This is a genomic window from Streptomyces sp. CA2R106 (genome assembly GCF_037034245.1).
GTDB lineage: Bacteria > Actinomycetota > Actinomycetes > Streptomycetales > Streptomycetaceae > Actinacidiphila.
In genome coordinates, this window is record NZ_JBAGKC010000042.1 from 18,748 (window position 1) to 41,008 (window position 22,261).

The window sequence follows — 22,261 nt, forward strand, 5'->3', positions numbered from 1 at the left end:
CACTGCTCTTCCAGGTAACGGCAGTACCTCGCAGGGCCCGGGCGCCGGATCTACGGTGGAGGAGCCGGCCGAACCTGCCGAACCGGCCGATACCCGCAGAAACCGACCGTACCGTCGAGGCCGCCAGGTACCGCCGAACCCGCCCACCACGAGGAGACCCGTGCCCAAGGAGAACCTGGCCGCCGAGGTCCGCGAGTTCCTCAGCACCCGCCGCGCCCGGATCACCCCCGCACAGGCCGGGCTGCCGGTCCACGGCGGCGGCACCCGGCGGGTCGCGGGACTGCGCCGGGAGGAGGTCGCGCTGCTCGCCGGAATGAGCGTCGACTACTACGTGCGCCTGGAGCGCGGCAACCTCGGCGGCGTCTCCGACTCCGTACTGGAGGCGCTCGCGCACGCGCTGCGACTCGACGAGGCCGAGCGCGCCCACCTGTACGACCTGGCCCGCGCCGCCACCCCGTCCGGCCGCCGCCCGTCCGCCACCGCCTCGCGCGTCCGCCCCACCATCCTGCGGCTGCTCGACTCGATGACCGGCGTACCGGCGTACGTGCGCAACGCGCGCTTCGACGTCGTCGCCGCCAACGCCCTGGGCCGGGCCCTGTACGCACCGGTCTTCGACTCCCCGCTCTTCGCCCGGTGCGGCCCGGTCAACACCTCGCGCTTCCTGTTCCTCGACCCGGCCGGGCGGGACTTCTGGCCCGACTGGGACAAGGCCGCCGACGACTCCGTGGCCTTCCTGCGCACCGAGACCGGCCGGGCGCCCCACGACCGGGCGCTGACCGACCTGGTCGGCGAACTCACCACCAGGAGCGACGAGTTCGCCCGACGCTGGGCCCGCCACGACGTGAAGTTCCACCGCAGCGGCCTGAAGCGCCTGCACCACCCGCTGGTCGGCGACCTCGCCCTGCCCTACGAGGCGCTGGACCTGCCGTCCGACCCGGGCCTGCGGCTGAACGCCTACACCCCCGAACCGGACTCGCCGGAACAGGAGGCGCTGGGGCTGCTCGCCGCCTGGGCGGGCGCCGGCACCGCCGTCCCGGCCCGGGACACCTGAACCACGAGGAGACCACCCCATGCACTACCGACCGCTCGGCCGCACCGGCGTCCAGGTCAGCCCGCTCTGCCTCGGCGCCATGATGTTCGGCCCCTGGGGCAACGAGGACGAGGCCGACTCCGTCCGGATCATCCACCGCGCCCTGGACGCCGGGATCAACTTCGTCGACACCGCGGACGTCTACTCCGGCGGCGTCTCGGAGGAGATCGTCGGGAAGGCGCTGAAGGACCGCCGTGCGGACGTGGTCCTGGCCACCAAGTTCTTCATGCCGATGAGCCAGGACGACCCCAACCGGCGCGGCGGCTCGCGGCGCTGGATCATCCGCGAGGTGGAGGACTCCCTGCGGCGGCTGGGCACCGACCACATCGACCTCTACCAGGTCCACCGCCCCGGCCCCGACACCGACGTCGCCGAGACGCTGGGCGCGCTGACCGACCTCGTCCGGCAGGGCAAGATCCGCTACCTCGGCTCCTCGTCCTACACCGGCTCGCAGATCGTCGAGGCGCAGTGGGCCTCCCGTGAACGCCGCCTGGAGCGGTTCGTCACCGAGCAGCCGCCGTACTCGATCCTGGTCGTGCGCCGCCACGGCATGGGCACGCTGACCTACAGCCCGCTCGCCGGCGGCTGGCTCTCCGGCCGCTACCGCAAGGACGCCACCTCCGGTCCGGCCTCCGCGGCGCGGCCCGGGGCCCGCTTCGACCTGGCCAGCCCAGCCAACCAGCGCAAGCTCGACGCCGTCGAGCAGCTCGCGCTGCTCGCCGAGTCCAGCGGCCTGACCCTGATCGAGCTGGCCGTCGCCTTCGTGCTCCAGCACCCCGGCGTCACCTCCGCGATCATCGGGCCGCGCACCATGGAGCAGCTCGACGCCTTCCTGCCCGCCGCGGACGCCACCCTGCCCGCCGACGTCCTCGACCGCATCGACGAGATCGTGGCGCCCGGCGTCACCGTCAACCCCGCGGACAACAGCTACGGCGACTTCGACCTGCGCCCCGACCAGCGCCGCCGCTGAGCGCCCCCGGGCCGGCCGCGGCCCGCCGCCGCCCGGTCAGGCGCGGGCGGACTGCTCGAACGTCTCGACCCGGCAGCGGGCCGCGCCGCTGCGCCTCCTCGCCGGTGATCCTCGGCTTGTCGCCCCGGCGGCCGCGGGCCGGTTGGAAGCCGGCCGAGGTGATCTCGTACTCCAGCAGCCCCGGTGCCGTGCGTGTGCCGGCGCGGGCCGCCCGTTCGCGGATCGCGGTTCCTGCCGTGCCGTGATCGAGGAGGACGTGCACGGGGCCGGAGGCGTCGACGGCGATCAACGCTGTTCCCGCCCGTGCCCGAGGGCGTCGAGGACATCGGCCGTACTGAGCGCGGTCATCCCGGATCGTGATCGCGGTCATGCCTTTGTTCTAGCGGAAATGCAGGTGTTCCGGCGGCGGTGCAGGCGAAACGCGGGCACCGGCGGTCGGGGCCGGACTCGTGTCCGGGGTCCGGGGCGGCGGAGCCGGTCGCGGGGTCTCAGGCGGGACGCGAGTGCTGGTCGAGTGGTGCTCCCCGGGGGGTCGGGAGGGTGGAGCGGGCCGCAGGACGCGGCCCGCGGGCCGGCGGGAGTTCCCCCGGCCTCCCCCCGGGACAAGGGAGAACGCGACCATGCCGACGGGTGTTTCGGGGCACGACGCGGCGCCGGGCCGAGCGCCTTGGTGAGCGGCCGGCACACGCGGGTGTGCCTCGTCGGGGCCGGACCGCGCGGGCTGTCCGTACTGGAGCGGCTGTGCGCCCAGGAGCGCAAGTCCCCGCGGTGGGACCGGGTGACCGTGCACGTGGTCGACCCGGAGCCGGCCGGCGCGGGGCGGGTGTGGCGGCCCGCGCAGTCGCCGCACCTGCTGATGAACACCGTGGCCTCGCAGGTCACGGTCTACACCGACCAGAGCGTGCACATGCGCGGTCCGCTGGAGGAGGGGCCGAGCCTGTACGCGTGGGCCAGGGCGCTGGGCCTCGGCACGCTCCCGCCCGGACCGGCCACCCCCACCGCCGCAAGGGTGGTGGCCGAGGCCCGCGCGCTGGACCCGGACACGTATCCCACCCGCGCGCTGTACGGCCACTACCTGGCCTGGGCCTTCCACCGGATCGTGGCGGGCGCCCCCGCGCACGTGGCGATCCGGGTGCACCGGGTGCGCGCGGTGGCCCTGGAGGACGAGCCGGCGGCCTACGGCCCGCCCGCCCCGTACGGGCCGCAGCGCGTGTCGCTGGCGGACGGCACCCGGCTGACGGCGCTGTCCGCGGTGGTTCTCGCCCAGGGCCACGTGCCCGCCGCGCCGGACGGACCGCAGCGCGCCCTGGCGGACTTCGCCGCCCGCAACGGCCTGCTGCACATCGGCCCCGCCAACCCCGCCGACGTGGACCTGTCGGGCGTCGCGCCGGGCGAGCCGGTGCTGCTGCGCGGGCTCGGCCTGAACTTCTTCGACTACATGGCGCTGTTCACCCACGGCCGCGGCGGGCGGTTCGAGCGGGCCGACGGCCGGCTGGTCTACCGGCCCTCGGGCCGGGAGCCGCGGATGTACGCCGGTTCGCGGCGCGGCGTCCCGTACCACGCGCGGGGCGAGAACGAGAAGGGCGCGCACGGCCGGTACACCCCGCGGCTGCTGACCGCCGAACACGTCGCGCGGCTGCGCGCGCCGGGCACGGCACCCTTGCGTTTCGGCACCGACCTGTGGCCGCTGATCTCCAAGGAGGTGCGCGCCGTCTACTACGAGGCGCTGCTCGCCGCGCGGGAGGGTGGGGGTGACGGTGCCCGCGGGGGCGCCGCCGCGGGGTTCGCCGCGGCCTTCCTGCGGGCCGCGCCGGGCGCGGCGGAGGACGCCGTGCTCGACGCCGCCGGGATCGGGCCCGAACAGCGCTGGGACTGGGCGGCGATCACCCGCCCGTACGGGACCCGGGCCTTCGCCGACCTCGCCGACTTCCGCGGCTGGCTGCGCGCGCACCTCGTGCGGGACGTGGCCGAGGCGCGCCGCGGCAATGTGCGCGGGCCACTGAAGGCCGCCCTGGACGTGCTGCGGGACCTGCGCAACGAGATCCGGCTCGCCGTCGACCACGGCGGCCTCGACGGTGCCTCCTACCGCGACGAGCTGGCCGCCTGGTACACGCCCCTGAACGCCTACCTGTCCATCGGCCCGCCCGCCCGCCGGGTGGAGGAGATGATCGCGCTGCTGGACGCCGGCGTGCTCGAACTGACCGGCCCCGGCATGCGGGTGGCGCCCGACCCGGGGGACGGCGTGCGCGGCGCGGGCTTCGTCGCGACCTCGGCCGAGATCCCCGGCGTACGGGTCCGGGCCGCCGCGCTGATCGAGGCCCGGCTGTGCGACGCCGACCTGCGCCGCACCGAGGACCCGCTGCTGCGGGGACTGCTGGCCGCCGGGCAGTGCCGCCCCTACCGCATCCCCGGGCGGGACGGCGGCGACTACGAGACCGGCGGCCTGGCCGTCTCCCCCCGCCCCTACCACCTGCTGCGCGCCGACGGCACCGCGCACCCGCGGCGCTTCGCCTACGGCGTGCCCACCGAGTCCGTGCACTGGGTCACGGCCGCCGGGATACGGCCCGGGGTCGGGTCCGTGACGCTGGAGGACTCCGACGCGATCGCGGCCACCGTCCTCGCGCTGTCCGCACCGCCGGTGCCGCCGGCCGCCGCGCCACCCGTTCCCGCATCGCCCGTTCCCGCGCCGCCCGTCCTGCCGGACCCCGCTGCTCCGGCCGCCGCCCGTACGGAAGAGGTGCACCAGTGAGCACAGCGCGCGCCGGTTCGGCGCACCCCGGCACGGAACCCGCCGCCCCCGTAGCGCCGCGGGAGCAGATCCCCGCTGTGCAGCCGGACTCCGGGCTGCTCTCCCCGGTCCGCGTGGGCACCGCCGTGGAGGCCGCGGTCGGTGACACTGCCTGGCTCCAGGCGATGCTGGACGCGGAAGCCGCACTGGTCAGGGCGCAGGCCCGGTGCGGCACGGTGCCGGCGGCCGCCGCCGAGGCGATCACGGCCGCGGCCCGGGCCGAGCTGTTCGACGTACGCCGGCTCGCCCTGGCCGCACGCGGCACCGCAAACCCGGTGGTCGGCCTGGTGGCCGCGCTGACCGCCGAGGTCGCACGGCGGGCGCCCGAAGCCGCGGAGTACGTGCACCGCGGGTCCACCAGCCAGGACATCCTCGACACCGGCGCGATGCTGGTCTCGGCACGGGCGCTGCGCCTGGTGCTGGCGGACCTGCGGGCCGCGGCCGGCGCGCTGGCGCGGCTGGCGGCCGCGCACCGGGACACCGCGATGCCCGGCCGGACACTCGCCCTGCACGCGGTGCCGACCACCTTCGGGCTGAAGGCCGCGGGGTGGCGGCAGCTCGTGCTGGACTCCGTCGCGCGCCTGGAGGCGGTGGCCGACCACGGGCTGCCGGTCTCCCTGGGCGGTGCGGCCGGCACGCTGGCGGGCTACCTCCAGTACGCGGCCATGGCGCGGGCGGGCGGCGGGGGCGCGGCTGCCGACGGCGGGGGAGCGGCCGCCGACGGCGGCGCCGGCTCGCTCGGCTCCCTGGGCGCCCTCACGGACGCCTTCGCCGCGGAGACGGGTCTCGCGCGGCCGGTGCTGCCCTGGCACGCGCTGCGCACCCCGATCGCCGACCTGGGCGCGGCCCTGGCCCACACCGCGGGCGCGCTGGGCAAGATGGCCGCGGACGTCCAGGTGATGGCGCGCACCGAGGTCGGCGAGGCCACCGAGCCCGGCGGCGCCGGGCGCGGCGCGTCGTCGGCGATGCCGCACAAGGCCAACCCGGTGCTGGCGACGCTCATCCGGTCGGCCGCGGTGCAGGTGCCCGCGCTCAGCTCGGTCCTGGCGCAGTGCATGCCGGCCGAGGACGAGCGCTCGGCCGGGCTGTGGCACGCCGAGTGGCAGCCGCTGCGCGAGTGCCTGCGGCTGACCGGCGGCGCCGCCCGCGCCGCCGCCGAGCTGGCCGCGGGCCTGAGCGTGCACCCGGCGCGGATGCGCGCCAACCTCGACGCCACCGCCGGGCAGATCGTCTCCGAGCGCCTCGCCGCCCACCTCGCGCCGCTGCTCGGCAGGGCCGCCGCCCGGGACCTGCTCACCGCGGCCGCCCTGGCCGCCCGGCGCACCGGACGCCCGCTCGGCGACGTACTGGCCGAACAGCCCGCGGTCGGCGGCGTCCTGACCCGCGGCGAGCTGGCCGGACTGCTCGACCCCGAGCAGTACACCGGCGTCGCCGGCCCCCTGGTCGACCAGGCCCTCCGCCAGTGACCCCGCGGCCCCTGCCACGGCCGAGCCCCCACCCTTCCGCCTGCTCCCGCCCGCCATGCCCTACGACCCGGGCCGGCGCCACCGCGCCCGCCCGCCGCACCTGCCCCATCCCATCGCCCCCGCCGGAGGATTCCATGCCGCCCCTGCCGCCCGCCCGTGTCGTCCGCGCCGTCGAAGGCGTGCGCTCGGCCCTCCAGGGCCTGACCCGCAAGATCGCACCGCCGCCGTTCGCCCTGCTGGAGCTGGTGCAGGGCGCGATGGTCAGTCAGGCCCTCTACGTGGCCGCCGAGTTGCGGGTCGCGGAGGCCCTGACCGGTGGCCCGCTGCGGCCGGAGGAGCTGGCGCGGCGGACCGGCGCCGAAGCCGACACCCTGCACCGGGTGCTGCGGCTGCTGGCGAGCTACGACGTGTTCACCGAGCTGAAGGACGGCCGGTTCGCGCTCACCCCGATGGCGCGGGCCCTGGTCGAGGACGCGCCGATGTCGATGCGCGGCATCGCGCTGCTGATGGGCCACCCCATCCACTGGGAGGACTGGGGCTGCCTGGTCGACGCGGTGCGCACGGGTGAGCCCAGCCTGCCCAAGCTGCGCGGCATGGGCGCGTTCGACTACCTGGAGGCCAACCCGGAGTACGGGGCGGTCTTCACCGCCGGGATGGGGGCGATGTCGGCCACGGAGACCGAACCGCTGCTCGCCGCCTACGACTTCAGCCGCTTCGGCACCGTGGTCGACTTCTGCGGCGGCCGCGGCGACCTGCTCGCCGGGGTGCTGAAGAAGGTGCCCTCGGCGCGCGGCATCCTGTCCGACCCGAGGGTGGGCACCAACGGCGCCGCCGCCTTCCTGGCCGAGCAGGGCCTGTCCGAGCGCTGCGCCGTCGCCGACGGCGGCCTGTTCGACCCGGTGCCGCCGGGCGGTGACGCCTACCTGCTCAAGCACATCGTGCACGACTGGCCCGAGCCGCAGGCCCTGGAGATCCTCACCAACGTGCGCAAGGCGATGAACCCCGGCGGGCGGCTGCTGGTGATGGAGATGGTCGTCCCCGACCGGCGCAACAGCCCGCACGCCGGCAAGCTCACCGACCTGTGGCTGATGCTGCTGGTCGGCGGCAAGGAACGCACCCGCGCCCAGTACGCGGAGCTGCTGGCCAAGGCCGGGTTCACGCTGGAGTGCGTGGTGCAGACCGCGTCGGCGCTGTCGGTGGTGGAGGCGTCCGTACGCTGAGCCCGCACGGCACGCAGCCGGCCCCGCGGCCTCAAGAAGAGGCCGCGGGGCCGGTGCACGTGGTGGACCCGGCCGGGCCTCAGCCCGTGCCGAGCCGGAAGCCGACCCCGCGCACCGTCACCACCCAGCCGCTGCCGCCGAGTTTGCCGCGCAGGCTGCTGACGTGCGTGTCGATGGTGCGGCGCGACCAGGAGTCGCCCCACACCTGCTGGAGCAGCTGCTTGCGCGGGATGACCGTGTCCGGCTGGGACGCCAGCAGGTACAGCAGGTCGAACTCCTTGCGGGTCAGCGCCACCGGCTCCTCGTCCACGCTGACCTCGCGCGAGTCGACGTCGATGTGCAGCCGCCCGTGCCGGATGTCCCGGGCCGCGGCCGGCTCCCACCGGGTGCGCCGCAGCACCGCCTCCATCCGCGCCATCAACTCCCGCAGCCCGTACGGCTTGGTGACGTAGTCGTCGGCGCCCGCGTGCAGCCCGAGCACGCAGTCCAGCTCGGAGCGGCGGGAGGTGACGATGATGATCGGCACCCGGCTGACCGCGCGCAGGGCGCGGCAGACCTCCAGCCCGTCGAGGTCGGGCAGGTCGAGGTCGAGCAGCACCATCTCGACGTCCTCGTACGCGGTGAGGGCGGCGCTGCCGTGGCCGACGCCGACCGGGTCGTGGCCGTGGCGCCGCAGTTGGGCGGTGAGCGACCCGGCGCGGTCGGCGTCCGCGTCCACCACCAGGACGCGCTGCCCGGCGGGTGCGGGAGCCGCCGGCGCGGGCCCGGCCGCCGGTACGGCCACGGGCCCGGCCGCGAGGAGGGGCCCGCGGGGTTCCAGCAGGGCCCGTGACGGTGTCTGACGCATGCCTTCCCCCTGGGGTGTGCTCCGCTGGTCCACTGGTCCGCGGTGGTGCGGCCGGCCCGTCCCGTCGGCCGGGCGGGCGCGGCTACGGACGGGTGGCCGGCTGCGCGGCCGGCTCCGGACGGGAGGCCGACAGCGGCTGCCCGGGGCTCAGGACCCACGCCGAGTCGTGCCGGGTGAAGCCGACCCGCGGGTAGTAGCCGACCGCGGCGGGCGCCGACAGCAGCACCACCTTGGCGTCCGGGGCCTGCCGCCGGGTCTCCTCCATCAGCGCCAGGCCCACTCCGCCGCGCTGGTGGGGGCCCGCGACCGCGATGTCCGACAGGTAGGTGACGTAGGAGAAGTCCGAGACACTGCGGGCGATGCCGATCAGCGCGCCGTCGGCGTCCCGGGCCACCACCACGAGGTTCGCCTGCCGCACCATCGCGGCCATCCGCTCCCGGTCGCCGACCGGCCGCCGCTCGCCCAGGCCCGAGGAGTGGTAGACCGCCAGCACCTCGTCCAGGTCCAGGTCGCGTCCCTCGACCCGCTCGGTCTTCCAGGTCGGTTCAGTCGTCCCGCTCATTCAGCTTCTCCAATCGCCGGCGTATGACGTCATGATGGGTCAGGAAGCGCTCGGGGCGCGGCGCGTCCCGCAGGGTGATGCCCTCCTCGGCCAGGGTGTCGGCGAACGGCCGGCCGGTGGCGGCCGTACGGTTCGCCGCGGCCTGCGCCGAGCGGTAGGCCCGCTCCCGGTCGGCGCCCTCGCCGAGGAGGTCGTAGAGGACCGCGGAGCTGTGGACGAGCCCGCCGGTGCGGTCGACGGCCGCCCGCATCCGGTCGGCGTGCACCTCCAGCCCGGCCACCAGCTCCGCGGCCCGGGTCGCCTGGAAGTGGCCGACCGACAGGCTGTCGGGCAGGATGACCCGCTCCACGGACTGGTGGGCCAGGTCGCGTTCGTGCCACAGGGCGACGTTCTCCAGCGCCGCGGTGGCGTAGCCGCGCAGCAGCCGGGCCAGGCCGCACAGCCGCTCGCTGGTGGTGGGGTTGCGCTTGTGCGGCATGGCGCTGGACCCCTGGTAGGCCGCCGCCCGCTCCTCCTCCACCTCGGCGACCTCGGTGCGCTGCAACAGCCGCAGCTCCAGGGCGATCTGCTCCACGCACGCCCCCAGCGCCGCCACCGCCTGGAGCAGTTGGGCGTGCCGGTCGCGGGCGACGACCTGGCTGGGGGCGGGCTCGATGCCCAGGCCCAGCGCCTGGCAGACGTGGGCCTCCACGGCCGGGTCGATGAGCGCGTAGGTGCCCACCGCCCCGGAGACCGTCCCCACCGCGACGGCCTCCCGGGCCGCGGCCAGCCGCCGCAGCGACCGGTCGACGGCGAAGGCGTGGCCGGCGAGCTTGTGGCCGAAGGTGGTCGGCTCGGCGTGCACCCCGTGGGTGCGGCCGATCATCAGCGTGTCCCAGTGCTCCAGCGCCCGGTCCACCAGCACCCCGCGCAGCCGCCGCCCGGCCGCCGCCAGCAGGTCGGTGGCCCGCGCCAGGGTGTGGCCGAGCGCGGTGTCCACCAGGTCGTAGCTGGTCATGCCGAGGTGCACCCAGCGGGCCGAGGACGCCGGCATGTCCTCGCAGTACGCCGCGAGGAAGGAGAGCACCTCGTGGTCGCGTTCCTTCTCGAACTCCGCGACCCGGTCGGCGCGCGGCACCCGCGCCGCGCGGATGTCCGCCAGCGCGTCCTGCGGCACCCGGCCGAGCCGCACCTGCGCCTCGGTCGCGAGGATCTCGACGCGGACCCAGGTCGCGTACCGGGCCTGGTCGGTGAACAGGTCCGACATCTCGGGCAGGGTGTAACGGGGGATCATGGCACGACCTCGTCTCCGTGGGGCGTCGGGCTCGAACGGCCGGTGGGGTCTTGCAAGGCGGTCTTGCAGGCGGCGTCGCAGGGGCCCTTGGCGGGGGCCTGTGCGGGGGACGTGCGGGCGGGTCAGTACACCTCGAAGTACTCGCGCTGCTCCCACGGCGTGACCTCGTCCCCGGCCGAACCGGTCGCCGCGCACCAGCTGGTGAAGCGCCGCAGCTCGCTCTCCTTGAGCTTGACCAGGCACGCCTTGAGCGGGTCGCCGAGCAGCCGCTCGGCGCGGCCGGCGCGGAAGGCGGCCAGCGACTCGGCCAGCGACTGCGGCACCAGCTCCGGCGCCGCGCCCGCCGCCCGGGGCACGCGCCCGGTGTCGGCCGTGCCGGCCAGCCCCTCCAGGCCCGCGAACAGCTGCCCGGCGATGGCCAGGTACGGGTTGGCGCACGGCTCCGCGCCGCGGTTCTCGATGTGCGCGCCGGCGCCGCCGCCGACCATGCGCAGCATGGCGCTGCGGTCCTCCCGGTTCCAGTCGACCCGGGTGGGCGCCAGGGTATGGCGCGGGCCGAGCCGCCGGTAGCCGTTGACCGTGGGCACCGACAGCAGGAACAGTTCCCGGCTCCAGGCCAGCAGCCCGTCCGCGTACGCCTTGGTCTGCGGCGACAGGTCGCCGGCCGGGCCCTCGGCGGCGAACAGGCCCCGGCCGGTCGCGGTCTCCTGCACGGACTGGTGCAGGTGCCAGCCGCTGGGGTCGAAGGAGTCCAGCAGCGGCAGCGACATGAAGGAGGCGTGGTGGCCGCGCCGCGCGCAGAACCGCTTGGTGGCGGTGCGGAACAGCAGCATCGCGTCGGCGGTGTCGAGCGCGGACATCGGGCTGAAGGTGCACTCGACCTGGCCGGGGCCCGACTCGTGCTCCACCGAGCGCAGCGGCAGCCCCAGTTCGAGCAGGTGCAGCGCGAGCGGGTCGGTGATCGGGGCGACGGAGTCGTAGCGGGCGTCCAGGTTGAACTGGTAACCGGCGTTGACGGCCGCGGCGCGCGGCGCCTCGCCTTGGCGGCCGAACCCGTTGCCCGCGTTGCCCGGGGCGCCGTCGAGCAGGCGGGTGAGGTACCACTCGACCTCCAGCCCGACCACCGGCGCGTACCCCTGCTCGGCGTACGCGGCCTGGGTGCGGCGCAGCACCGCCCGCGAGGACAGCGGGTGCGGGGTGCCGTCGCGCAGGTACTCGTCGCCGATCACCCAGGCCGTGCGCGGACCGTCGCCGGGCAGCAGCTGGAAGGTCAGCGGGTCGGGCACCAGGATGAAGTTGCCCGCGCCGGCGATCTCCGCCACGCCGATGCCGGGCTCGCCGAGGAAGTCCACCGCGACCGCGTGGCCGGTGTCGAAGACGAAGGGCCCGGGGCTGAAGTTCATGCCGTGGCGCAGCACCGAGCGGAAGGCGTCCGCGGTGAGCGTCTTGGACCGGGCCAGGCCGTGCGGGTCGGGGAAGACCAGCCGGACGAGGTCGACCTCCCCGAGGCGGGCCTCGATCCGTTCGGCGACGGCGGACTGCTCATCGCTCCACAGCCCGTGGGCGGCGACGAAGCACGGGCTTCCGACGCTGTCCTCGGCGGACACGGAGCGCCAAGACCGGGTGTACACGGTTCACAGGGTCCTTTCGGTGGCGGCCACCAGCTCGTGCGGCGCGCGGGGCGGGGGCAGCTGCCCGAGGGCCGACTCCAGCCGGCGGGCCGCCGCGATCACCGGCTCGTCGGCCCCGAAGGCGCCGACGAGCTGGACACCGACCGGCAGCCCGGCGCGGGTCAGCCCGGCCGGCAGGGTGAGGGCGGGCTGACCGGTCAGGTTGAACGGGTAGGTGGCCGGCGACCACGCCAGCCACAGCAGGTCACGGGGGTCGGCGGCCCACGTCGGCGCGATGGCGCCCGCCTCGAACGGCTCGACGGGCACCGTGGCCATGGCCAGCAGCTCGTGGCGGGCCATGACCGCGCGCAGCCGGACCCGGGTGCGCTGCCGCACCTCCTCGGCGCGCAGCACCGCCGCGCCGGTCAGGCGGCGCCCGTAGCGGACCACCTCCAGCCGGCCCGGGTCGCACAGCTCCTCGTCCCGCGCCGCCGTGCCGGCCGCCTCGGCGGCGGCCAGGATGTCGACCAGGGCCGGGTACAGGTCGGTGCACCGCACCTCCACCGGCTCGACGCGGTAGCCCAGTTCGGCCAGCGCGGACCGGGCCCGCTCCGCGACCCGGCGGACCTCGTCGCTGGTGCCGTCCCACTCGATCCAGCCGACGCGCCGGGCGGCGCCCCGCGGGGGCGCCTCGATCGAGCCGAGCCCGGAGTCGGGGTCGCCGGGGTGCGGGCCGCCGGCCGCGGCGGCCAGCGCGGCGGCCTCGGCCACGCCGCGGGCCAGCGTGCCCTGGTGGGACAGCCGGTCCGCGCAGCCGGGCACGTAGGGGATCAGCCCGTACGACGGCTTGTAGCCGACCACGCCGCAGAACGCCGCGGGGATGCGGACCGAGCCGGCCCCGTCGGTGCCGAGCGCGCCGTCGCCGAGCCCGGTGGCCACCGCCGCCGCCGCGCCTCCGCTGGAGCCGCCGGCCGTCCGCGCCGGGTCGTACGGGTTGCCGGTCGGCGGCGCGACCCGGCTGACCGTCGACGCGCTCCAGCCGTACTCGGAGGTGGTGGTCTTGCCGATGACGATCGCACCGGCCGCCCGCAGCCGCGCGACGGCCGGGGCGTCGGCGCGCTCCCGCCGGTTGGCCAGGAAGGAGCCGCGGGCGGTGGGCAGGTCGCGGGTCTGGAGCAGGTCCTTCACCGAGACCGTGACGCCCAGCAGCGGCGCCCCCGTCCAGGCGTCGGCGCCGCGCTCGGCGATGCGCAGGTCGGCGGCCTCGGCGGCGCGCAGCGCCTCCTGCCCGGCCACCGCGACGAACGCGCCCAGGGTGTCGCGCTCGTGCGCGGCCGCCAGGACCGAGCCGACGTGCTCCACGACGGTGGTCTCGCCCCTGCGCAGCCGGTCCTTGAGGGCGCCGAACGCCTCGGCGGCGGTCATCGGACCGCGCCCGCGGGGTCGGACAGCGCGGCGCCGCTGCCGGCCGGGCCGGCGATCGTCCGCCAGTGCCACCCGGCGTCGAAGGACGTCACCGCCAACGGCACGCCCTTCGCGACGAGTCGGGCGGCCAGTCCGGTCGCGCGGGCGAGCAGGCCCGACACCCGGTGGGCGACCAGCAGGTCCTCCTCGTCGAACGGGGCGCCCGCGCAGCGCAGCAGCCGCAGGTCGATGAAGCCGTTGAAGACCCGGCCGCCCACCTCGACCGCCTGCGGCGAGCGGATGGAGAAGCGGACCTTGTTGGTGACGTGCCCGTGGTGGTGCTGGTCGGAGAAGAACGCGACGTCGGGAATGGTGGGCGGCACGAAGTGGTCGCGGGCCACCACCGCCGGGTCCCGGGGGAGGTTGCCGGGCACGAAGTGCCAGGAGTTGTACTGCATGCGCGAGGACATCGCCCAGGCCGCGTCCGCGAGCGTCGCGGCCGAGCCGCCGAAGTGGGCGCGGGCCTGCTCCCGCGGCACCACGCAGCAGAAGTAGCGGGTGATGTCCCAGTCGCAGATCTCCGCCCAGCGCTCCTCGCGCATCCGCTCCACGAGGTCCGGCAGCGACCGCATCCCGCGGCTCATCGCGAAGTCGGCACGGAACTCCTCGGCGCAGGCGGCCACCGTCTCGTACAGCAGCGACTCCAGGCCGGTGGCGAAGGAGCCGTGCGGTTCGGCCAGCCACAGCGGGCTCGCCCCGCCGGGCAGGCCCAGCTCGCCGAGGCTCGCGCCGGCCAGCGGCAGCCGCCCGGCCAGGCGGGCGGCCAGCCGCGTGTCGCGCTCGCGCACCGCGTCGGTGTCGGCGCCCACGCGCTCGATCTTGTGCATCAGCGGGCCGTGGATCTCGCGGTAGAGCCGTGCGGTGCCGAGCAGTTGGCGGCGGCGGGCGCCCAGTGCCTCGGCGAGCGCGGCCAGGTCCGCCACCCGGTGCGAGGCGGCCGCGGCGACGGGTGTGCCGCCGGGGACGGCTTCGTACGCCACCCGGACCCGCTCCAGCATCGCCGCGACGTGGTCCAGGCCGAGCTGGGTGCCGTTGGCCTCCTCGACGCGGCCGAAGCCGGCCGAGCGGATCAGCAGCGTCAGCGCGATCAGCATCTGCACGTCGCTGTCCGACCACAGCTCCAGCGGCAGGCCCTTCAGGCCGCTGAGCACGCAGTCGGGGTGGCCCGGCCACAGGGTCTTGCCGGTGATGGTGTTCTGGTCGCGGAAGTTGGTGTACCTGCGGTCGTCCTGGTACAGCACGAACGGGGCGGTGCGCAGGGCCGCCTCCCTCGCCTGCTCGACCAGTTCGTCACGGCCCTTGCCGCCCTGCCGGTCCAGCCAGCCGCGGCAGTCCGCCAGGGTCCGGGCGGTGCGGACGGCGGCCCGGTCCAGCCGGTCCTGGTAGGCGTCGGCGGCCTGCCGCGACCACGGCACCCGCAGCACCCCGCCGACCAGTTCGGAGCGGTCGAGCGGCCCCTGCGCCGGGGCGCGCAGCACCACCCGGCCGCCCTTGGTCAGGCCCAACTCGCCGAGGAAGACCGGCTCGTCGGCGTCGGTGCCGGTGTCGGTCTCCGCGTGGGTGTCGGTGGCGGGGACGGGCGTGGCGTCCGGGGCGTCCGGGTCGGCCGCCCGCCAGGTCAGCCCCCACAGCGCCATGACCGCGGCCTCGTCGGAGGTGCTCAGCGCCCGCAACTGGACGTCCGGCGGCACGTGCCCGTCGAGGCCGAGCAGGACCTCCACCGCCGCCCGCGGGCCGGCCGCCGTCCGCGCCCGCTCCCACACCCGGCCGAGCAGCCCGGGGAAGCCCGCGGCCGCCTCGCGCGTCCGGTCCGGGCCGGCGGCGGCGCCCGCGGGCGTGCCGAGCCGGCTGGGGCGGCGGCTGATCCGCTTCCTCGCGTTGGCCGCGCGGCGGCTGCCGCGCTCCGGCGACCCGCTCACCGGGTCGCCGCGGGGAACTCGACGAGGTTCCACAGGCTGTCGTCGGACGGCTTCCAGTCCTCGTCGACGTAGATGCAGTCCACCGGGCACTCCAGCACGCAGGCGGGGCAGCCCGAGCACAGCTCCGGGATGATCACCACGTCCAGGCCGCGGTCCACGATGGCGCCGAACTCCGCCGGACAGCCGCGCAGACAGCTGTCGCAGGTGATGCACTCGGTGGTCTCGATACGGCGCGGCGGCTTCCGCCAGCTGCTGCTGCGAGTCCGCGCGGCGATCCGCTCGGATCGGGCGGACCGGTCCGCCGGCAGTGCGTTCTCGCTCACGGGCACTCACCCTCCGGGTCACTTCGAGGTGTCCGTCACTGATGTCGACACATGCTTGCGGTGCCGTCTGGACCACGCGCGGAGCTTCGGTGGTGGCGGGCTCGACCGGCGTGTTCAACCGCCGCGGGCGCCGGTTGAACACCGCGGGGCGCGGCTACCGTCGCCGTGGCGGCGCGCCGCGGCGACCGGCCCCGGCCGCGCGCGGCCCGGCCGACCGGCAGGGACCCGACGACGAAGAGGAGCACCCGCGATGCCCCCGACTGCGGCGCCCAAGCTCATGATGTTCCTGGCGTTCAGGAACGACGCCGAGGAAGCCCTCGACTTCTACACCTCGCTGTTCGAGAACTCCGCGGTGCACCGGGTGGTGCGGGCCCGCGCCGGGGAGGCCGGCTGGCCGGAGGGCGTCCTCCAGCACGCGCTGTTCACGCTCGGCGGCCAGTCGTTCATGTGCACCAACATGCCGCCGCCCGGCGCGAACGGCTACGAACTGGCGTCCTGGGACGCGTACGCCTTCTCGCCCGCGACCGCGATCTACGTGCAGTGCGACACCGCGGCGGAGTTCGACCGCTACCACGACGCCCTGGCGGAGAAGGGCGAGGTCATCATGCCGGCCGACGCCTACGAGTTCAGCGCCCGGTTCGCGTGGCTGACCGACCGGTTCGGGGTGTCCTGGCGGCTGAACCTCGCCCCGTCCCGGCGCCCGCGCACCAGCTGACCACCCCCCTGCGCGGCGAGGGCCCGGTCCGCCCCGCGGCGGACCGGGCCCACGTCGTGCCGGGCCGCTCAGCCCCAGTCGCCGGCCACCTGCTTGGTGGTGACGTTCAGGCGGTTGAAGAAGTTGGTCAGCGCGATCATCAGGACCAGGGCGGACAGCCCCTTCTCGTCGAAGTGCTCGGCGGCCGCGTCCCAGATCTCGTCCGGCACCTGGTCGCCGCGGTCCGACAGCCGGGTCGCGTGCTCGGCCAGCGCCAGCGCGGCCCGCTCGGCCTCGGTGAAGTACGGCGTCTCCCGCCAGGCGGCGACCGCGAACAGCCGCTCCTCGGTCTCACCGCCCTTCCGGGCGCCGCGCGAGCCGGAGTCGACGCACGGGCCGCACCCGTTGATCTGGCTGGCCCGCAGGTGCACCAGGTCGAGGGTCGTCTTCGGCACACCGCCGGAGTAGATCGCCTTGTACAGGTCCTGGATGGGCTGTGTGGCGTTGAGGACCACCGCGGGGTTGGTCAGGCGCGCTTCCATGTTCATCCCTTTCTACGGGAACGCAAGCGGCGCACGCTCGGCGGCGTGCGCCACTTCTACGACGAGCGGCGGCGGGCGAGTGTGACAGCGCGGCGGTGGTGGAGCGGGGCCCGTCACACGCGGACGGCCCCGTTCGTCACAGTTGTGCGGGCCCCGGGCGCGAAGATGGACCCGGCGGCGGTCACGCACCGGCGGACGGCGAAGGGGAACGACGGTGGCCATGGACGACAACGACGAGCTCGCGCGCGCCTTCGAGGAGAAGCGCCCCCGGCTGCACGCGGTGGCGCAGCGCATGCTCGGCTCCACCGACGAGGCCGAGGACGCCGTGCAGGAGGCGTGGATCAGGCTGCACCGCAGCGACGCGGACGCGGTGGAGAACCTGGACGGCTGGCTGACCACGGTCGTCGGCCGGGTCTGCCTGGACATGCTGCGGGCCCGCAGCCGCCGCGAGGAGTTCTTCGAGGAGCACACCGAGGCGGCCGCGCCGGTGCCCACCGAGGAGAACGCCGACCCCGAGCAGGAGGCGGTGCTCGCCGACTCGGTCGGCCTGGCGCTGTCGGTGATCCTCGACACGCTCGACCCCGACGAGCGGCTCGCGTTCGTGCTGCACGACATGTTCGCGGTGCCGTTCGCGGACATCGCCCAGGTCATCGGGCGCAGCCCGGGGGCGACCCGGCAGCTGGCCAGCCGGGCCCGGCGGCGGGTGCACGGGGCCTCCCCGATGCACGACCTGCGCCGCCAGCACGAGGTGGTGGACGCCTTCCTGACCGCCGCGCGCAGCGGCGATTTCGACCGGCTGCTGACGCTGCTCGCGCCGGACGTCACCATGCACGCCGACGACACCGCCGTACGGATCGGCGCCGCCCCGATGACGCACGGCGCCCGCGGTGTGGCGGGCATCTTCTCCGGCGGCGCCGAGGCCGCCCGGGTGGCGCTCATCGACACCAGCGTGGGCGCGGTGTGGAAGGCGAAGAAGCGGGTGGTCGTGGCGTTCGACTTCACCATCACCGACGGCCTGATCACCGCCATCGACCTGGTGGGCGACCCCGACCGGCTCCAGGAGCTGGACATCGTGGTGCTGGGCGACTGACACCGCCCGCCGGCCGACCGGCCGGCCGGTCGACTTCGGCTGGGCGGTGCGCCGCTCCCGGGGTCCTACGGGCGCACGGCCCCGCGGTCCTACGGGCGCTGTGCCGCGGCCGGGAGCAGGCACTCCTCGGCGAAGGCCAGCGCCCGCAGGTGGTAGGCGCGGGCCGCCCAGCCCAGGCTGATGTTGTGGCCCGCGCCAGGCTGCCGGTCCACCAGCACCCGCCCGGCCGCGCCGAACGCCGCCGCGAGTTCGGCCAGGTCCGCGTCCTGGTGCCGCCACAGCAGCTCGTGCTCGGCGAAGGTGAAGCGCACCGGCACCCGTACACGCGGCGCCAGCCGCGCCAAGGACGCGGGCCAGCCGGCGAGTTCGGCCGCCTCCCGGGCCGGCATCGGGGCGAGAAGGCCCGCGCAGGCCCGGAAGGTGCCCGGCGGGTAGAGCCGCAGCGGCCCCCAGCTCAGCCGCCGCCCGCCCGGGCCGGTGAACGGCACCGCCGCCCCTCCGGGCGCGGCGTACCGCAGGCCGCAGCCCGAGACGTCCACGCCCAGCAGGCGGTCGCCGTCCTCGGCACCGGCCGCCCACGCCAGCGCCGGCTTGGCGCCGAAGGAGTGGCCCAGCAGCAGCACCCCGGCGCCCACCGGGTGGGTGCGGGCGTAGCCGGCGACGGCCGCCCGCAGCGCCGCGGCCTGCTCGGCCACCCCCATCCCCGCCGGGAGCGCCCCGGCCGACCTGCCGTAGCCGGGCCGGTCCACCGCGAGCACCGCGTACCCCAGGTCCGCCCCGAGCCGCAGCAGCGACAGGCCCGGCCGTACCCGGGTGTCGAAGTAGCCCGCGGTCATGCCGCCGCCGTGCACCGCCACGACCAGCGCCCTGGGGGCGCCGGACGGTTCGCCCAGCAGCCCGGACAGCGTGACCCCGGCGCCTTCCAGGACGACGGGCCGGACCGGGCCGGCCGCGGCCACTACGCGGCGCGCCCGGCGCCGAACCAGCGGCCGAGCGCGGCCGCCAGCCCGTCGGGCGCGCCCTCGCCGGTCCACGCCACGTGCCCGTCCGGGCGGACCAGCACCGCCGCCAGCCCGGCCAGCGGGTCCGCGGTGCCCTCGACCGGTTTGGCGGCGGCGGTCACCACGTCGACGCGGTCGGACCAGGCAGCGGCGGCGGCACGCAGTACGGCGCTGTCGGCCAGGTCGAACAGCACGCCCCGCCCCGGGCGCAGCGGGCGGAAGGTGTCGCTCTCGCCGCCGGCCCCGCTCAGCGGCCGCTTGGGCAGCCGGCGCCCGAGCAGCGGGTGCGGCGGGTGCGCCTCTCCGGTGCCGTCCGCCGCGATGCCGCCGGGGCCGCCGGGGCCGCCGGGATCGTCAGGGGCGTCGCCGAGGTCGTAGCGGATGTCGAGGTGGCTGACGATCCCGGCCAGGTGCTGCCGGACCGCCTCGTGGGCGAGCAGTTCGGTGAACAGCGCGCGCAGCGAGTCCGACTGCTCGCCGCCGAGGAAGACGACGCCCTGTGCGTGGGTGTTCATCATCAGCCGCTCGCCGACCGCGTGCCGCTCGTCGTGGTAGCTGTCGAGCAGGCCGGCCGGCGCGGTGCCGCGGACGGTGGCGGCGAGCTTCCAGCCGAGGTTGGCCGCGTCCTGCACCCCCGTGCTCAACCCCTGGCCGCCGGCCGGGAGATGGACGTGCGCGGCGTCCCCGGCCAGCAGCACCCGGCCGCGCCGGTACTGCCCGGCCAGCCGGCTGGCGTCGCTGAAGGAGCTGACCCACTCGGCGCTGCCGCCGCTGATGTCCTCGCCGGTGATGCGCTGCCAGGCGGCGGCGACCTCGGCGAAGGTGACGTCGTCGGCGCGCTCGCGGGCCGGGGTGCCGTGCGGGCAGACGATGATCCGGTCGACGCCCTCCTTCAGCGGCGCGGCCATCACCATGCCGTGCGGGAGGCGTTCGCCCAAAAACCGGGGGCGCAGCCCGCAGCCGACGACGTCGGCCAGGTACATCGCGCGGGTGGCGGGCAGCCCGGGGAAGTCGAAGCCGGCCGCCTTGCGGACCCGGCTCTGCCCCCCGTCGCAGCCCACGAGGTAGGAGGCGCGCAGCCGGCCGGCGCCCTGCGGGGTGCGGACCAGCGCCTCGACGGTGTCGCCGTCGAGGAAGCCGTCGGCCAGGCCGGTGACCTCCCAGCCGCGCCGGATGTCCGCGCCGAGCGCGCGCGCCCACGCCTCCAGGACGGCCTCGGTCTCGTTCTGGGGGATGCCGCGGGCGCCGAAGTGGGCGCCCGGCAGGGCGGTGTAGTCGAACTGCACGCCGCCGAAGTGCCCCATGGGGCTTGTCGCGAGCGTCTCACCCTGCCCGAAGGCCGGCAGCAGCCCGCGCTGGTCGAACACCTCCATGGCGCGGGCGGTGAAGCCCAGCCCCCGGGACTGGCCGGACGGCTCGGCCAGCTTGTCGATGACGATGACGCGGGCGCCGCCCAGGCGCAGTTCGCCCGCGAGCATCAGCCCTGTCGGTCCGGCGCCGACCACGACGACGTCGGTGTCCACCACGGACTGTGCCATGGCTGTCCTCCCTTTTCTCGTCCGTTCCCGCTCCGGTCGGTGCGGTGCTGGGCCGGGTCCGGCACATCCCGCCCCCATGGCCAGGGGCATGGGAGCGCCCCCGGCCGGCGGGGGCCGGCAGGCACGCTCTCCCCTTGCCTTCGGCGAAAGGTGCCGCCGGCGTTGCTGGCCGTCGGTACGGCCCGCTGCGCTCTGTTCGCCAGAGCCTCGCCTGGGAGGGACCCCCACCCTCCGCCTTGCGGTCGGGGGGTCCTCTCAGGCCGGAGGCCATGGGGGAGCACTCGGGCCCCTTCGGGCGGGACGACGCTAGGTGTCGGACACGGCCCTGCCGGCCGTGCCCGCACGGGGGCGTGTGTGCGGGCGGCGGGGCGCGCCGAACCAGCGGCCGAGCGCGGCGTCCAAGCCGTCGCCGTCCCCGTTGCCGTCGCCGTCCTGTGCGCCGCCGACCCACACGACGTGGCCGTCCGGGCGCACCGCCACGGCCGCGACCCCGTCCCAGGTGCCCTGCTCGTCCCGCGCCGGCGCGGCCGTGACGAGGTCGACCCGGTCGTCCCAGCGCGCCCCGGCGGCCGGCGGCGGCGCCCCCAGGCCGAGCAGCAGTCCCCGCCCGGACCTGAGCAGTTCGAAGGTGGTGCACACGGCGCCGCCGACCCGCAGCCGGGCGTACGGCAGCCGCGCGCCGACCAGCGGATGGCCGCCGCCGCAGGTGGCGTAGCGGATGTCGAGGCCGCTGACCATCCCGGCGAGCCGGGCGCGCGCCGGCTCCTCGGCGAGCAGTTCGGCCAGCACCGCGCGCACCGGCTCCACCTCCGCCCCGCCCAGCAGCAGCGCCACCTGGGCGCGGATGTTGCCGAGCACGGCGGCGCCGACGGCGTGGCGTTCCAGGTGGTAGGTGTCGAGCAGCCCCGCGGGCGCCTCGCCGCGGACGGTGGCGGCGAGTTTCCAGCCGAGGTTGAAAGCGTCCTGGAGGCCGAGGTTGAGGGCCTGCCCACCGGTGGGCATCTGCCGGTGCGCGGCGTCGCCCGCGTACAGCACCCGGCCGTGCCGGTACTGGGCCAGCAGCCTGCTCTCGTCGTCGAAGTGGTTGACCCACAGCGGCTTGCCGCCCCCGATGTCCTCGCCGGTGACCCGCTGCCAGGCCGCGGCGACCTCCTCGTACCGCACCGGGCCGGTGCGGGTGCGGGCCGCGCTGCCGAACTCGTGCACCATCACCCGGGTCACGCGGTCGGCCCGGCGGGCGGCGATGGCCAGGCCGCGCGGCAGCCGCTGGAAGCGCCGGTCGGGGATGTCGAGGCCGTCGACGTCGGCGCGCAGCAGTTCGCGGGCGGCGCCGTGGCCGGGGAAGTCCGCCCCGGTCAGCTGCCGCACGGTGGAGTCCTGCCCGTCGCAGGCGACCAGGTGGCTGCCGCGCAGCCGCACCGGCCGCCCGTCGCGCCCGACGGCCTCCACCTCCACCGCGTCCGGGTCCTGGGCCAGGTCGATCAGCCGCAGCCGGTGCCCGCAGCGGATGTCGGCGCCCAGCGACAGCGCCCACTCCTCCAGCACCGACTCGGTCCTGGTCTGCGGCACCTTCCACTGGCCCGGATACGGCGAGGGCAGCGTCAGGTCCAGCGGCACCCCGCCGAAGTGGCCGCGCGGCTCGTTCGGCGGGGTGCCGAGGTCCGGCAGCAGACCGCGGCTGTCGAGGATCTCCATGGTGCGGGCGTGCAGCGTCGAGGCCCGCGACTCGGTGCTGGGCCGGTGGCGCTGCTCGACGACGGCCACCCGCACGCCGCGCAGGGCCAGTTCGGCGGAGAGCATCAGGCCGGCCGGCCCGGCGCCCACCACGATGACCTCGGTCCGCGTCGTGCGCGGGGCGGCCATC

General features: G+C 76.1%; 18 protein-coding genes. 7 read left to right on the forward strand and 11 right to left on the reverse strand.

The annotated features are described in order from the left end of the window. Positions 1–160: 160 nt before the first annotated feature. The 5 genes from WA788_RS33155 (at position 161) to WA788_RS33175 (ending at position 7,534) form a co-directional block, all read left to right on the forward strand. Positions 161–1,051 (forward strand): helix-turn-helix transcriptional regulator, encoded by an 891-nt coding sequence (locus WA788_RS33155; protein WP_335983924.1) that lies wholly within the window; start codon positions 161–163, stop codon positions 1,049–1,051. A 19-nt stretch (positions 1,052–1,070) separates the two neighbouring features. Continuing rightward, positions 1,071–2,060: an aldo/keto reductase gene (locus WA788_RS33160; protein WP_335983926.1), complete on the forward strand. Its 990-nt coding sequence runs from the start codon at positions 1,071–1,073 to the stop codon at positions 2,058–2,060. Between the two features lie 670 nt (positions 2,061–2,730). Then, positions 2,731–4,809, forward strand: a complete 2,079-nt coding sequence (locus WA788_RS33165) for an FAD/NAD(P)-binding protein (RefSeq protein ID WP_335983928.1) — start codon at positions 2,731–2,733, stop codon at positions 4,807–4,809. A gap of 77 nt (positions 4,810–4,886) precedes the next feature. Further along, positions 4,887–6,314 carry a lyase family protein gene (locus WA788_RS33170; RefSeq protein WP_335983975.1) on the forward strand — a complete coding sequence of 476 codons (1,428 nt, stop codon included), beginning with the start codon at positions 4,887–4,889 and terminating at the stop codon, positions 6,312–6,314. Positions 6,315–6,448: 134 nt separating this feature from the next. Further along, on the forward strand, positions 6,449–7,534 hold the full coding sequence (locus WA788_RS33175; protein WP_335983930.1) for a methyltransferase: 1,086 nt from the start codon (positions 6,449–6,451) through the stop codon (positions 7,532–7,534). Positions 7,535–7,613: 79 nt separating this feature from the next. Here the strand turns inward: WA788_RS33175 and WA788_RS33180 are convergent, their stop codons facing one another. From WA788_RS33180 to WA788_RS33210, 7 genes are all read right to left on the reverse strand, one after another. After that, complete coding sequence (locus WA788_RS33180; RefSeq protein WP_335983932.1) at positions 7,614–8,381, reverse strand: response regulator transcription factor; 768 nt, start codon at positions 8,379–8,381, stop codon at positions 7,614–7,616. Positions 8,382–8,463: 82 nt separating this feature from the next. After that, a complete protein-coding gene (locus WA788_RS33185; protein ID WP_335983934.1) occupies positions 8,464–8,943 on the reverse strand; it encodes a GNAT family N-acetyltransferase in 480 nt (159 codons plus the stop codon). Then, positions 8,927–10,216, reverse strand: coding sequence for an adenylosuccinate lyase (gene purB / locus WA788_RS33190; RefSeq protein WP_335983936.1), 1,290 nt, complete (start codon positions 10,214–10,216; stop codon positions 8,927–8,929). Before purB ends, WA788_RS33185 begins: the two co-directional genes overlap by 17 nt. 122 nt (positions 10,217–10,338) lie before the next feature. Then, a complete protein-coding gene (locus tag WA788_RS33195; protein WP_335983938.1) occupies positions 10,339–11,847 on the reverse strand; it encodes a glutamine synthetase family protein in 1,509 nt (502 codons plus the stop codon). Positions 11,848–11,850: 3 nt separating this feature from the next. After that, complete coding sequence (locus WA788_RS33200) at positions 11,851–13,251, reverse strand: amidase (protein ID WP_335983939.1); 1,401 nt, start codon at positions 13,249–13,251, stop codon at positions 11,851–11,853. Next, a complete protein-coding gene (locus tag WA788_RS33205) occupies positions 13,248–15,209 on the reverse strand; it encodes a hypothetical protein (protein ID WP_335983940.1) in 1,962 nt (653 codons plus the stop codon). The genes WA788_RS33200 and WA788_RS33205 overlap by 4 nt, the downstream gene beginning before the upstream one ends. After that, complete coding sequence (locus tag WA788_RS33210) at positions 15,206–15,532, reverse strand: 4Fe-4S dicluster domain-containing protein (RefSeq protein ID WP_335983942.1); 327 nt, start codon at positions 15,530–15,532, stop codon at positions 15,206–15,208. The genes WA788_RS33205 and WA788_RS33210 overlap by 4 nt, the downstream gene beginning before the upstream one ends. A gap of 250 nt (positions 15,533–15,782) precedes the next feature. On the opposite strand from WA788_RS33210, the gene WA788_RS33215 reads away from it, so the two are divergent. Continuing rightward, positions 15,783–16,247, forward strand: coding sequence for a VOC family protein (locus WA788_RS33215; RefSeq protein ID WP_335983944.1), 465 nt, complete (start codon positions 15,783–15,785; stop codon positions 16,245–16,247). 68 nt (positions 16,248–16,315) lie between these two features. On the opposite strand, the gene WA788_RS33220 is transcribed toward WA788_RS33215, so the two are convergent. Continuing rightward, complete coding sequence (locus WA788_RS33220; RefSeq protein ID WP_335983945.1) at positions 16,316–16,768, reverse strand: carboxymuconolactone decarboxylase family protein; 453 nt, start codon at positions 16,766–16,768, stop codon at positions 16,316–16,318. A gap of 220 nt (positions 16,769–16,988) precedes the next feature. Here WA788_RS33220 and WA788_RS33225 point away from each other — a divergent pair, with 220 nt between their 5' ends. Then, entirely contained in the window at positions 16,989–17,858 is an 870-nt protein-coding gene (locus tag WA788_RS33225; protein WP_335983947.1) for a sigma-70 family RNA polymerase sigma factor, read from the forward strand. A gap of 89 nt (positions 17,859–17,947) precedes the next feature. Here the strand turns inward: WA788_RS33225 and WA788_RS33230 are convergent, their stop codons facing one another. The 3 genes from WA788_RS33230 to WA788_RS33240 form a co-directional block, all read right to left on the reverse strand. Then, on the reverse strand, positions 17,948–18,817 hold the full coding sequence (locus WA788_RS33230; protein ID WP_335983949.1) for an alpha/beta hydrolase: 870 nt from the start codon (positions 18,815–18,817) through the stop codon (positions 17,948–17,950). Further along, the gene (locus tag WA788_RS33235; RefSeq protein ID WP_335983951.1) at positions 18,817–20,397 is read right to left on the reverse strand and encodes an FAD-dependent monooxygenase; all 1,581 of its coding nucleotides are present in this window, start codon (positions 20,395–20,397) and stop codon (positions 18,817–18,819) included. The genes WA788_RS33230 and WA788_RS33235 overlap by 1 nt, the downstream gene beginning before the upstream one ends. Positions 20,398–20,703: 306 nt before the next feature. Further along, positions 20,704–22,260 (reverse strand): FAD-dependent monooxygenase, encoded by a 1,557-nt coding sequence (locus WA788_RS33240; RefSeq protein WP_335983952.1) that lies wholly within the window; start codon positions 22,258–22,260, stop codon positions 20,704–20,706. Position 22,261: the final 1 nt, after the last annotated feature.